Source organism: Rheinheimera gaetbuli (genome assembly GCF_054781935.1).
In genome coordinates, this window is the sequence record NZ_BAAGTL010000024.1 from 151,630 (window position 1) to 164,054 (window position 12,425).

16 protein-coding genes are annotated in these 12,425 nt (G+C 50.4%); 5 read left to right on the top strand and 11 right to left on the bottom strand.

All coding sequences use genetic code 11. The features are described from left to right. The first annotated feature begins 2 nt into the window (after positions 1-2). Positions 3-770: a Crp/Fnr family transcriptional regulator gene (locus ACYVIC_RS14440; protein ID WP_460861062.1), complete on the top strand. Its 768-nt coding sequence runs from the start codon at positions 3-5 to the stop codon at positions 768-770. Here the strand turns inward: ACYVIC_RS14440 and ACYVIC_RS14445 are convergent. The 8 genes from ACYVIC_RS14445 to ACYVIC_RS14480 form a co-directional block, all read right to left on the bottom strand. Next, positions 739-1,068, bottom strand: coding sequence for a hypothetical protein (locus tag ACYVIC_RS14445; protein WP_460861063.1), 330 nt, complete (start codon positions 1,066-1,068; stop codon positions 739-741). The two genes, ACYVIC_RS14440 and ACYVIC_RS14445, sit on opposite strands and share 32 nt — an antisense overlap. A gap of 1 nt (position 1,069) precedes the next feature. Further along, positions 1,070-1,492: a hypothetical protein gene (locus tag ACYVIC_RS14450; protein ID WP_460861064.1), complete on the bottom strand. Its 423-nt coding sequence runs from the start codon at positions 1,490-1,492 to the stop codon at positions 1,070-1,072. Beyond that, a complete protein-coding gene (locus ACYVIC_RS14455) occupies positions 1,479-1,838 on the bottom strand; it encodes a hypothetical protein (protein WP_460861066.1) in 360 nt (119 codons plus the stop codon). Before ACYVIC_RS14455 ends, ACYVIC_RS14450 begins: the two co-directional genes overlap by 14 nt. Positions 1,839-1,950: 112 nt before the next feature. Continuing rightward, positions 1,951-2,934 (bottom strand): OmpA family protein, encoded by a 984-nt coding sequence (locus tag ACYVIC_RS14460; RefSeq protein ID WP_460861067.1) that lies wholly within the window; start codon positions 2,932-2,934, stop codon positions 1,951-1,953. After that, entirely contained in the window at positions 2,931-3,347 is a 417-nt protein-coding gene (locus tag ACYVIC_RS14465) for a DUF4398 domain-containing protein (protein WP_460861069.1), read from the bottom strand. The genes ACYVIC_RS14460 and ACYVIC_RS14465 overlap by 4 nt, the downstream gene beginning before the upstream one ends. A gap of 126 nt (positions 3,348-3,473) precedes the next feature. Continuing rightward, positions 3,474-4,196, bottom strand: a complete 723-nt coding sequence (locus tag ACYVIC_RS14470) for a diguanylate cyclase domain-containing protein (protein WP_460861071.1) — start codon at positions 4,194-4,196, stop codon at positions 3,474-3,476. 103 nt (positions 4,197-4,299) lie between these two features. Next, a complete protein-coding gene (locus ACYVIC_RS14475; protein WP_460861073.1) occupies positions 4,300-5,130 on the bottom strand; it encodes a BON domain-containing protein in 831 nt (276 codons plus the stop codon). 25 nt (positions 5,131-5,155) lie between these two features. Next, positions 5,156-5,485, bottom strand: a complete 330-nt coding sequence (locus ACYVIC_RS14480) for a CsbD family protein (RefSeq protein WP_460861074.1) — start codon at positions 5,483-5,485, stop codon at positions 5,156-5,158. 156 nt (positions 5,486-5,641) lie between these two features. Here ACYVIC_RS14480 and ACYVIC_RS14485 point away from each other — a divergent pair, with 156 nt between their 5' ends. The 4 genes from ACYVIC_RS14485 to ACYVIC_RS14500 all read left to right on the top strand — a co-directional run bounded on the left by ACYVIC_RS14485 (position 5,642) and on the right by ACYVIC_RS14500 (position 9,781). Next, on the top strand, positions 5,642-5,809 hold the full coding sequence (locus ACYVIC_RS14485) for a hypothetical protein (RefSeq protein WP_460861076.1): 168 nt from the start codon (positions 5,642-5,644) through the stop codon (positions 5,807-5,809). Between the two features lie 46 nt (positions 5,810-5,855). Then, positions 5,856-6,722 (top strand): hypothetical protein, encoded by an 867-nt coding sequence (locus ACYVIC_RS14490; RefSeq protein ID WP_460861077.1) that lies wholly within the window; start codon positions 5,856-5,858, stop codon positions 6,720-6,722. Positions 6,723-6,958: 236 nt separating this feature from the next. After that, on the top strand, positions 6,959-9,208 hold the full coding sequence (locus ACYVIC_RS14495) for a S8 family serine peptidase (protein ID WP_460861079.1): 2,250 nt from the start codon (positions 6,959-6,961) through the stop codon (positions 9,206-9,208). A gap of 18 nt (positions 9,209-9,226) precedes the next feature. Then, positions 9,227-9,781, top strand: a complete 555-nt coding sequence (locus tag ACYVIC_RS14500; RefSeq protein ID WP_460861080.1) for a hypothetical protein — start codon at positions 9,227-9,229, stop codon at positions 9,779-9,781. A gap of 67 nt (positions 9,782-9,848) precedes the next feature. Here ACYVIC_RS14500 and envZ read toward each other — a convergent pair whose 3' ends face one another. From envZ to ACYVIC_RS14515, 3 genes are all read right to left on the bottom strand, one after another. After that, entirely contained in the window at positions 9,849-11,153 is a 1,305-nt protein-coding gene (gene envZ, locus ACYVIC_RS14505; protein ID WP_460861081.1) for a two-component system sensor histidine kinase EnvZ, read from the bottom strand. Beyond that, positions 11,154-11,879, bottom strand: a complete 726-nt coding sequence (gene ompR, locus ACYVIC_RS14510; protein WP_460861083.1) for an osmolarity response regulator transcription factor OmpR — start codon at positions 11,877-11,879, stop codon at positions 11,154-11,156. Positions 11,880-11,972: 93 nt separating this feature from the next. Continuing rightward, positions 11,973-12,179 carry a hypothetical protein gene (locus ACYVIC_RS14515; RefSeq protein WP_460861084.1) on the bottom strand — a complete coding sequence of 69 codons (207 nt, stop codon included), beginning with the start codon at positions 12,177-12,179 and terminating at the stop codon, positions 11,973-11,975. Positions 12,180-12,425 lie beyond the last annotated feature (246 nt).

Consider the following 12,425-nt stretch of genomic DNA (forward strand, 5'->3'; position numbering starts at 1 on the left):
CAATGCCCGCTTCCTCAGTACCACTTATTACTAATCATCTGCTGCAGTTGCTCAGCAGTAAAGATCGCCACATCCTGCTGCAATACTGCGATGTAGTGCAGCTGGAGTTTGCCGATATTCTGTGCGAGCCAAATCAGCGTTACCGCTACCTGTATTTTCCGCTCAGTGGTTTTATTTCGTTAGTCACCAAACTGACCGGCCACAAGCCGTTGGAGATAGGGCTGATAGGCAATGAAGGCATGTTGGGGGTAACGCTAGCTCTGGGTATGACCACAGCGCCGATGCAAGCCGTGGTTCAGGGCAAGGGCACTGCCTGGCGTATTGACGTTGCCGACTTACAACAATTCTTGTTGCAATGCCCGCAGTTGCTGCACGTGCTGCAACAGTATTTGTTTGTCCAACTGGCCCAACTGTCGCAAAGTGCCGCCTGTGCCCACTTTCACGAGTTAAGTCCGCGCCTGGCACGCTGGCTGCTGATGAGCCATGATCGCGCCCACAGCAGCAGCTTTTATCTGACACATCAGTTTCTGGCCGATATGCTCGGCGTACGCCGCAGTGGTATTTCCGTAGCCGCTGGCATTTTGCAACAACAGCAATTTATCCGTTACAGCAGAGGCATGATTAAGATTTTAGATCGCGATGCACTAAAACAGATCGCTTGTGAGTGTTACCAGGCCGGCCTGGATGACTATCGCAATATACTCGGTGAACAGCTAACCACAACGTCAGAATACCATCTCAGGCAAGACTGCGTGCAAGGTACGCCATAAAAGCCGCAGACAGGCTTTGCCTTAGCAGGCTGCCAATTACCGGTGCGGCAACTTTGCCCGTTTGCCCGTCGCTGCGCCCGCCACCTGTGCCATCTTGCTCACCACCTTCTGCCGGCCTGAACCAACACCAGCCAACTAAAGCCCCACCTACCGCCACCGCTGCCAGTGTGGCAGGTGAGCTAACATCATTGCCAACAGCCTGCATCAGGGTTGTAGTTTGGCCTGCCAGTTGCCGGCGTTGCAGTGGTAACTGCGTAGCTAACAGTGCTATACGTTGATTAGTTTGCAAGTGCCGCATATCAAACTGCCTGTTTACTATCAGTCTTGGCTTGCTGCAGGCTTTGCATGGTGGCGGGAAACCGTAACAAGCCGCTATAGTGTGCACAGCGACGCAATACAAACCATAAACCAAGCAAATTAACCACCATTGCCAAACCCAAAGCCTGCGCCATTGACAGTCCGTAGTGCTGGGCCAACATAATTGTTTGGGCCAGGGCGGCAAACCATAGTGTCAGTGCCAGCAAACCAGCTAGCAAGCCAAACACCAGCAACGCCACTATGCTGTTAGCCACCCGCTCACCTTCCAGCGTCAGCAGCTGTAGCTGGTCGTACGCCAGCGCTCTGGCCTGTAACCACCACGTTGCCAGCTCGGCACTGCTATCTGACACCGCAGAAAAAACACCCGCCGCAGCGGGTGCATCAACAGGTTCAGCTGCCATCATGGCCAGCACTGCGGCGGCTTAGCCACCAGCTGAATAACACCCCACCTGCCAACGCAATACCTATCGACATTAACGGATGGTTGCGCACCTGGTTGCGGGTATTGTCGGCCAACTGCTGTTGCAGATGATGCAACTGCGTGCCCTTTGTTGCAATAGCATCAGCGGCATGGTTCGCACCATTGGCCATCTTATCCACTGTAGTATGGGCGTTGGTTGTCATGTGCTTAATCGCCGGAGAAGCCGCTTCAGCAGCATGGTCTATGGCTTTGTGCATAGTGCCCGAAGCAGCATCTACTCGGCTTTTGAAGGTGTTGTTACTGGTATTGTTGTCTGTTGGCTGTTCCATAGTGACCCCGGAAATAACGCGGCGGCGGCGGAATTGCTGCGGCCTTACCAGAAGTATGCCCGTTAAAGTAAGCTCTGTCGGTGCGCCAGCGCGCTTAGCATGCAACGTTGTGTTAGGGTTGCACGTCGGCAATAATCACCTCTACCCGCCGGTTTTGCGCCCGGCCACCGGCCGTGATGTTAGCCGCAAGCGGGGCATCCTCGCCCTTACCTGTTGCCTGTAACCGGCTAGACGCTATGCCTTGCTCCAACAAAAAAGCTTTTACCGTGTCGGCACGGCGCTGCGATAGCAGCATATTGGTGGCATTACTGCCAACATTGTCAGTATGGCCTTCTATCGCTGCGGTACGCTCGGGATAATTTTGTAAGAACAGTGCCAGCTTATCCAGATGATTACTGCTGCCATTTTTTAAACTGTCCTTACCGCTATCAAACAGCACATCGCCCAACGTAATCACCAAACCACGTTCTGTTGGTCTGGCATTCAGTTCGGCGAGCTCATCGCGCAATCGACTGGTCTCTGCATCTGCCTCGCTGGCTTGCTGACGTGCAGAGCGGGCCTCAGACAATGCAATTTGCTCCCGGTTTGATGCCAGTAACGCCTGGCGCTTGGCCAGCTCAGTATCACTGCGGGCTCCACTGGCATCCGCTTTTGCCCGGCTGGCTAAACTCCGCGCCTGCTCTGCATCATCTCGCGCAGCACTGGCATCGGCACGTGCCAGGTTGGCCTCGCGGGTACGAGCTGCTATGCGAACTTCATCACGCTGCTGATTTAACCTATCTCGATGCAACTCCAGCAAACGCGTTTGTGCCTGCGTATTGGCCATGGCCACTTTTCGCTCTGCCATTAACAGTCGGTGGGCGGACACAGCGGTATTTTTCTCTGGTTGCTCAGCCAGTATCACTGCCTGCTCAGCATCCTTTATCGCCAACGGTACCAGCAACGCCAGCTGGCCATCATTTTGCAACCTGACAAGTTGCTGACGTACATTAGCGCTACCATCCGGGCTTTTTGGCGCTGTGGCACAGGCAGATAGTAATACAGCAGCCAAACTCAGGCTGAGCAGGCTTTTGCTAAAACGGGTTGGCGTTTTCATGGTTTTACTCCTGACAGGTTACGCTGCGCTTCGCTTTGCAAAGCATCTATGCTTTGCTGCATATCTTTATTTACTGCCTGGGCTTTAAGCAACTCAGCCCGGGCCAGTGCCAGTTCGGCGCTGAGTTGCGCCTGAATTGCCAGTCGTTTAGCGTCTGGCATATTTTTCGCGATAACTGCCGACCTAGCGTTATTTAGTTCATTACGGGCGGTGTTGAGCTCACTACTGGTATACCTGACCACCTGAGCTCGTTCAGCATTGCTGATGGCCAACTCGGCGGCCTGCAGTTCGGCTGATGGCGCTTTGGTCGCAGTAGCGCAGGCGGCTAACAACACCACAGAACCGAGCAGCCCAGCACGCTTTTGCAACCGGGTAAAAGGCAGTATTTGGGTATAGCGGGTAGAAATATCCATCTGAAGCTCCTGCTGGTACCGGGCTGCAGCAAAGGTGCGCCCTGCGATACTATGACGCAGTAACAGCGGTTTATCGGTGCGCTGGCGCGCATAGCCGCAATATGTTCAGCAGAGCCATTTCAGCGGCTACTGTGCTTTGGCAGCGCCGCGTTGTTTTATAAGGTACATTGCAGCATCTGCGTGGTTTATCAGGTCCTGCACAGTGTCACCATCGGCAGGATAGCGGGCAATACCAATACTGGCAGACAGCGACACTGTGCCCTGCGCCAGCTCATAGGGCTGCGCTAGCAGCTGCTCCAGCTTAACGGCAAATACACTGGCGTCTTGCGGCTGATTAATATTATTTAACAACAGTAAAAACTCATCGCCGCCGTGCCTGCTAATAGCATCGCTGTCACGTATAGCGGCGGTTAAGCGACCACTGACTTGCTGCAACACTGCATCACCAGCGGCATGTCCGTAGCCGTCGTTAATTGGTTTAAAATTGTCGAGGTCAATAAATAACAGCGCAAAGTGGCTTTGCTCACGCTTTGCCCGGCTGAGTGCCTGGGCGATACGATCTTGCATGGTATTACGGTTCAAGGTTTGCGTTAATGCATCGCACTGACTGTCCAACGTCAATTGCTGCAGTTCGGCTTGTACACTGGCATTTAATGCGCTGGCTTGTAACAAGGCCAGCGACAGTATGCTGTTGCGCTGTTCCAGCTGATGCTGTGTGTCACCCCAAAAGCGTTGTAGCAATAACGCCTCACAACGTATTCTGACTAATTCTGCCTGCTGACCTTCACTATACAGTTGCAATACTGTGTTACGCAGCAAATACGGATTACAATTCTGAGGTTCATTCATGCTGGCGTCTCCCGGGTTTGCCTGGGTTAAAATAGTGTCAATCTAACCTGCCCACTTAGCAGCCAACGTGCGCAACCGCACATTGGCGCAACAAAATGTCAACTTAAAACAGCAACTGCTTCGACGTGACGCTCTTAACACCGCGGATATTTTGAGCCAACTCAATAGCCAGCGCTTGCTCAACGCCACTGTCAACCTTGCCGGCAAGTGTAACAACGCCTTTATCGGTATTTACTGAAATATCAGAACCAGCGACATTGCTCGAGTACAAAAAGGTTGATTTAACTTTAGTGGTGATCCAGCTATCAGCGATCATCGTGCTGTCGTCATCCTTGTCTTTGCGGTAACTTTTGCCATCAGCGGTTTTGTCGCTGACACGCAATTTGTTATTTACCGAGCGTACACCATCGGTGTTTTTCGCCAGTTTTTCCGCCTGTTGTTTCGCCAGCGGCGTTGCAACCGTGCCGCTTAACTCAACTTTGCCGTTATACGTCACGACCTTGGTGTCCATACCTTCAGTGTGTTTACTCCACAACAACTTAGACTTAACTGCAGTAGTAATGGTGGCGTCGTCTACTACATCACCAAAGCCGCGGGTGCTGCTGCGGTCTGCTGCGGTATAATCAGCAACGACAACAATGTCGTTCTCGACATTTTTAATGCCGCTTACTCCCTCAGCAATAGCGCCTGCCAAATCTTTATGTACATCTTCTGCCACATTGCCGGTGAGCGTAGCCGTGCCATCTTGCACGCTAACGCTTAAATCATTGGCTCGCAAATAAGGGCTAAGCGCATAGGTGGTCCAGATTTGCGCCTCCTGACGCGCATTCACAACCACCATGCTTTGCTTTTGGTTCAGCATCTTGCCGTCTGTTTTATTGTCGTCCGCTAAGGCAGCGGTGCTACCCAGCCCGAGAGCCACCGCTGTCGCCAACAGCAGCTCCAGTTCCGGGCTCCGGCTAGGCCAGATTGCATTTATCCAGAAAGGTTTTAACCTGCTTATCCGCAATATCACGACCAATGTCGTAGCGTTGCTGCACCAGGCCACTGAGCTGCTGCGGGTTCCCATCACTTTTTAATATTTCCGCTTCGCTGAGCTTGCCCCACTGGTTTTTCGCCGCTTTCACTTGTTGTGGCCACTTACCTTTTGCGCCTGGTAAAGGCGTTAGCTGTAAAGTTTTTGCCGCCGACTGACCTTTAGGCTTAGCAGCATCAACTTTATTGGTCATGTCGCCACTGCTCGCTTTGTTGCTGTGTTTGTCTTTACTCTGTTCACTGAACTTATTCATACCGACCTCATTCTCAAAGCCGCCACTGCAGAATCGCATTGGCTGGTAACACACTGTACCCCAGAGTAAAACCGTGGTCGGTGCGCCAGCGCGCTTAAGGTGCATATCTTCCGGCTTCATTTTATAGTAAGGCTTTAGCGACAACGGATAACGGTAATGCCTGAAACAACATCAAGCAGCAAAGCTGGCACCCTGCCTCGCCATATGGGTTTGTTCGGGCTGCGGTTACTGGTAGTTAATGGCTTAATTGGCGCCGGTATTTTATGGCGCGCTATCAGGCAAGGCGCACAAATTCATCTGCAAGCCATTAACCTTGCGCTATAGTACGCCACAACATTCATTAACACGCTAACAGCACGAGGCTGGGGCAATGCAAACCGTAGCGCTGGTTACCATTCATGGCATGGGTGAAACACGGCCGGATTATGCCGCTAAATTGTTTCGCCGCGTGCAACAAGCCGCAGGTATTAATGCAGCCAGGCTGTATTGCGGCACAGTGTATTATCAGGACTTACTGCTGTATAACGAGCAGCGGGTATGGCAGGCGGTAGGTTCGCGCCTGCGCTGGAGCAAATTACGCCGCTTTATGCTGTTTGGCTTTGCCGATGCCGCCGCGCTGGAGCATCGTAAAGAGCAGCCGCACAGTCTGTATCATTACAGTCAGCTTAAGATCGCCCGCGCGCTGTATTTGGCCAAACAGCAGTTAGCCGCCGATGGCAAGCTGGTGTTACTGGCGCATTCATTAGGCTGCCATGTGTTGTCATGCTATTTATGGGACGCGCAGCAAGCTAAAGCCGGTGTTAAACCTGCTGCAGGTATTTGGCGCGATATTAAGCGCTATCAGGCCGGCATCAGCGGCGATAACACGTTAACAGATGAGGATATCGCATTTCTACGTGGCGATAGGCTGCTAAGCCTGATCACTACCGGCTGTAATATCCCCATCTTTGTCGCTGCCCACGCCATCGAGCAAATTATGCCGTTTAATAAACCAAATAACGATTTTGCCTGGCACAACTACTACGACAAAGACGATGTATTGGGTTGGCCACTGGCCGATTTATCACCCCGTTATAAAGCACTAGTTAATGACATTGAAATTAACGCCGGTGGTGGCTTTTTTGGCTGGCTCGCCGCCAGTTGGAACCCGTTGTCACATAACCAGTATTGGCAAAGCGAGAACGTTATCAGGGCGTTGCTTGCGCTGCTTATCACCGCCCAAAACAAGCCAATTTAACCTCAGTAGGTGCCACCTCAGCATTAGCAATCAGCACTGCCGTCTGTTTTTTACACAAAAAATAATTAATTGGCGATTAGATAGTTATAAAAATACTAAAAAACACTCTATTAACGGTAAAAAATGCTTTATATGGTCTTTTATTGGCGCTAAGCTCAGCCTATCGTCACGTTTTTTTACAACTGTAAATTTATGTGCCGAAATAACATAACTATACTTTTTGAACCGGGAAGAACATGTTGAACGCAAATAACTACAGATTAAGCGGCATAGCTGTCGCCATTGCTTTATCTGTCACCGCTTGCGGTGGTAGTAAAAACGTCGCACCAGAAGCCTTTAATGTCAGCGTTGCCGCTGGCAAAAGCTGGGTACCGCAGCAAGGCAGTTTTATGGTGAGTGATGCCAATATTAAAGACACTCTGCGTATTACCGCTATCAGTGAAAATGGCAACGTAGTCACTGCCACCCAGGGCGTCTATACCTTAAGCAATGGCCTATTAACCGTAAGTGGTACTGACTTCAGCTACCTGCCGTTAAACGACGCAGCAAGCAGCCTGCGTTATACCGTATCAGACGGCCAACAAACCGCGTCAGCGTTATTAACAATCGCTGCACCGGTATCCGATCCGCTGGCGTATCAACAATGGCACCTGCGCAATACCGGCCAAAAAGCTTATGCCATGAACGCAGAAGCCATCGCCGCTTTTTTACAAGCTGAATTGGGTTGGACTGATGAAGCTATCAATGCCTGGCTGGCTAGCCGTTTAGATGACGGTATTCTGGTAGCAGGTGAGGATATGAATGTTGTCAGCGCCTACCAACAGGGTGTTACCGGTGCAGGCAGTATTGCTGTGGTAGTAGATTCTGGGTTAGAAATTGACCATGAAGATTTGCAGGCTAACGTACTGCCTAATCGCTCGCTAAATATGGCTGAAGGCGCGCTAAACGTCACCGATCCGACCTCCGTTAACCTGACCGGTGATCATGGCACCAGTGTAGCAGGCTTAATTGCCGCAGTGGGCTGGAACGGCTTGGGCGGCCGCGGTGTAGCGCCGGATGCAAAGCTGATTGGTATGAACTACCTGAACGCGCAGACTGATCTAAACTCAGCTCTGAGTCATGGTATTCCTGGCAGTGGCATTACTGAAACTGAGCCACTGGTAGTATTTAACCGCAGCTACGGCATCAGCTACCCTGCAGTAATCTCTTATGATCAGTTGGAAGAAGCTCTACAAGCTTATTCTTCCTTAGCCTTGCGTCAGGGTAAAGGCGCAGTAAATATCAAATCCAGCGGCAATAGCTTCCGCCGTCCTGGTAACATCGCCTGGGCAGGTTCTGTATGTAGTAGTGCCAATGCGCTTGGCCTTACCTGTTTAAATGGTAACTTTGAACCGTCACAAAACACGCCGTACTATTTATCTGTTGCAGCGGTAAACTCAGACGGTAAACACACCAGCTATTCAACCGCAGGTGCCAACGTACTGGTATCAGCACCAGCGGGTGAATATGGCGAGCTGGCGCCAGCGATGGTCACAACCGATCAAATGACTTGCCTGCGCGGTTATTCAAGCTTCCCGCGGGTAGATGCCGCAGGCTGGCCAGAATATACTGCAGCGTTTACGCCCTTTAATTACCCTGGCCACCCGGAAAATCCAAGCTGTAATTACACCAGCACCTTTAACGGAACCTCGTCAGCGGCGCCTAATGCTGCCGGCGTAGTGAGTTTAATTAACAGTGCAAACCCCAACTTGTCTTATCGCGAAATAAAAGACATTTTGGTGAAAACCAGCAGCAAAGTGGATCCGGACAATGCCGCAGTTGTCTTACCAGTTGGCGAAGATAGCTTTGTCGCGCACCTTGGCTGGGTAGAAAATGCCGCGGGCTATGCGCACAACAACCTTTATGGTTTTGGCCGTGTCAACGCCGGCGCTGCAGTAGCTTTAGCAAAAAGCTATACCGCAACGCTTCCAGAGCAAGTTACAACCAACTGGATTAGCTTGGGCACCCAAGCCGCTGAAAGCTCACTGGCACTGCCTATTGCTGACAACAACGCTACCGGTGCTGTTCAGACCATTGAAGTGACTGACGATGTTGTTGTCGAGGGCGTGCAGTTTGCTTTTGACGTTGCTAACGCACAATTAGTTACTGATGAAGCAGACAGCCAAACTACAGCAGGTATCGATTTAGCCATTGAGGTTACCTCACCCAGTGGCACTAAAAGCATTCTGCTGTCATCAAAACAAGCAATTGTATTACCTGCCGTTGACTTCAATCTTGGATTTTACGAAGGTTATATCCTGAAAAACTCAGTATTTTTATCTAATGCGTTTTACGGTGAAGATGCCAAAGGCACCTGGACTATCAGATTAGTTGATACTAATGGCGCAGATTTACCGGTAACCAGCACACGCTGGCCGGCCGGTTATATCAATAACAGCCAGCCTTCAGTGTTAGAAGGCGTAGCTATTCGCGTGTTTGGTCATTAACAGTCAAAGGAGTAAATTATGAAGTACAGTTTATCCGTAGTAGCCATTGCCCTTTGTCTGTCCGCAGCAGGTGTGCAGGCACAAACCGTCAAAGATGAGTTTCGCCCGGCTGAAACCGTTACTGCAGAGCAAGCTACTGTGAAACAAAACGGCACTAAATATGGCGTATACCAGCTAAACACTGAGCTTATCGCTGTGCCGCAAGCACTGGCAGATCGCAGCAACGCTCAGCAGGAATTAGCCAATATGACATTGGTTAGTCGCGCAGCTATGGCAGATCTGGATCAGGTAATTGAATTTCGCCGCAATGCTGTGGTGGAAAACCTGCTCACCGGCGAGACAGGCATTGTCACCGGCAATATTAGCCTGTTAAGCAACCAGCGTGCGGATGTGCAAACGTTGTTACAACAGTTTGACCTGAAAATCGTGCGCTCAGCAACAGCAACCGGAGTGTACATAGTGCAACCTAACAGCGATGTTGAGCTGCTGGGTTTGCTACAGCAAATACAAAGTTCTGGCCTGGTAAAAACAGCCCGGTTAGATATTCTTGAGAAAAAATATACTAATCAATAATCAGTCGGCCGATAATGGCCTACATGTTGGTTTAATAGCGAAGGCCCCGTTTTAACGGGGCTTTTTATCAGCGCAACGGTAAGAATACCGTCACCACTAAGCCACCTTGCGGATGATTATGCAGCGTAACATCGCCTCGGTGCATATCGACAATTTTTTTGATAATAGCTAGTCCCAAACCAGAGCCTCCGCTACCACGTGCTCTGTCGCCCTGTGTAAAGGGTTCAAACATACTTTTCATCTGGTACTCGGGAATACCGGGGCCATGATCACGCATTTGCACAAACACCCGCTTGCGATTGCGTTCAAAGCCGGTGCTGATTTCAATGTCGCCATCACTGTAGCGCAGCGCATTTTCCAGCAGATTATTAAGCAACCGCTTAATTGCGATACGGCGCAGCATTACATCGGGCATCACCGGCGCCAGCTCAACCTGGATTTGTCGTTGTTGTAAATGCTCTGACTGCACTAGCTCTTGCACCAGAGTATTGAGGTTTTCTTTCTGGCCCGGCTCTTCTTTATGGTGGCGCAGATAATCAATAAACTGATCGATGATAGCGTTCATATCTTCAATATCATTGATAATGCCATCGCGGATCCAGCTATCTTGCTCACTCATCATCTCTGACGCCAACCGGATGCGGGTTAGCGGTGTACGTAAGTCGTGTGACACCCCGGCCATTAACAACGCCCTATCCTGCTCCAGTTGTTGAATACCACGCGCCATATAGTTAAACGCCTTGGTCACAGCAATAATTTCAGTTGAGCCTTTGTGCTCAGGCAGCGGTGGCGGAAAATCACCACGGCCTACCTGCAATGCTGCTTGTTGTAAGCTTTTTAATGGCCGGTTTAACTGTCGTGCAAATAGCCAACCGCCGCCCACACTTAGCACGCCTATCATGAGCAAGTAAAAAGTTAAAGGTGAAAAATCGGTTTCATCCAGCCCGGTTAGTGGCACCTTTATCCAATACTGCGGCGCCTGTGGCGGCCGCACCCAAAACGCATAAGATTCGCCCTGAGCTACGCGCACTTCAGCTGCACCTCCGAGCTCACGTGACATTAAATCTGAAAAATAGGCGTAGTAAATAGCCTCATTCAGGCCATGCTGCCGCGCTTGCTGCTCGCTGTGTACTTCTATGCCGGTAGCCTGCTGAAACCGCTCAGTTAACTCGCGTGACAGCACCATCTGCTGATGACCAACGTCAATAAAAACCACCTTTATTTGCTTGGCAATTAAGTGGTTAATTTGCTGCGTTGTCGGTTTGATGACATAAAAGGCTACTGAAAGATAAGACACCAGCTGGTTAATCAGAAGCAGTAAGCCTATAAGAAATACTGTCTGACCGAAGGCACTGCGCGGAAACAGACGCATCTATGTAACGCTGCCATCCGGGACAAACACATACCCCAGGCCCCACACCGTCTGGATATAGCGCGGGTTAGCGGCATCATCTTCCAGCATACGACGCAAGCGCGATACCTGAACATCGATACTGCGTTCCATCGCCGAATAATCACGCCCTCGCGCCTGGTTCATCAGCTTGTCGCGCGACAGCGGCTCCCGCGGATGACTTACCAGTACCTTGAGTACGGCATATTCACCGCTGGTCAGCGGCAGCAGCTCGTCGCCTTTGCGCATCTCGCGTGTAGCCAAATTAAATTTAAACGGACCAAACTCAACTGTCGCTTCTGACAGGCTGGGAGCCCCTGGCAACTCTTTACTTTTACGCCGCATTACTGCTCGAATACGTGCTAACAGCTCACGCGGGTTAAAAGGCTTTGGCAGGTAGTCATCAGCACCCATTTCCAGGCCAATAATACGGTCAACCTCGTCGCCTTTAGCCGTTAGCATAATAATCGGAATTTCGTTTTCCTGCTGGCGCAACCGGCGGCAAATAGATAAGCCATCTTCGCCGGGTAGCATTAGATCTAACACTACCAGATGAAAATTTTCCCGCTCCATCATGCGCTGCATTTGTTCAAAATTTGCCACGGCACGCACCAGATAGCCCTGCTCAACCAAATAGCGCTCCAACAGTGCGCGCAGGCGCATATCATCGTCAACTACCAGTATTTTAGGCGTTTCTGAACTGACCATAGTGAAGCCTCCCTGAGTTTTGCTTCACTATAAACGAAAAAACCGCCGTGGCGAAAAACCTTAGCGGTTGTTTATGTTACAAAGTTTGTCTGGCTATTTTTGTTCGCTTACCGGCACCCGTTTCATTGGCGGGTTTAACCAAACCACATGGCCGGTGTGGGCGCTGGTACGGGTAAGATTATTGGCTTGTTCGGTTAAATCCGGGTCAACCACATAGGTATATTTTGCTGGTGCGGTAGAGCAACCTGCCAGGCTGGCTACCAGTAACGCTGCTACTAAGCTGAATAATTTTGTCTTCATATGCTGCTACCTCTGTTCATCTAATGAACCAACTATAGCCAAAGCTGTTTTTTATGGCTAGCATATTTTTGTGACACCTAAATGACAGATGCGAAACATTTAAAATAAAAATTCATGCCATTGTTTTTATTGAGAATTTAAACAGAAAAATTTAGCACTTATTATTTCTCGTCAAATTTATGGCGCGAAGATAGCGATGCCGCAGCAAAAGCTGCTACCATTTCCGCCCCAACTGGCAAAGAAATT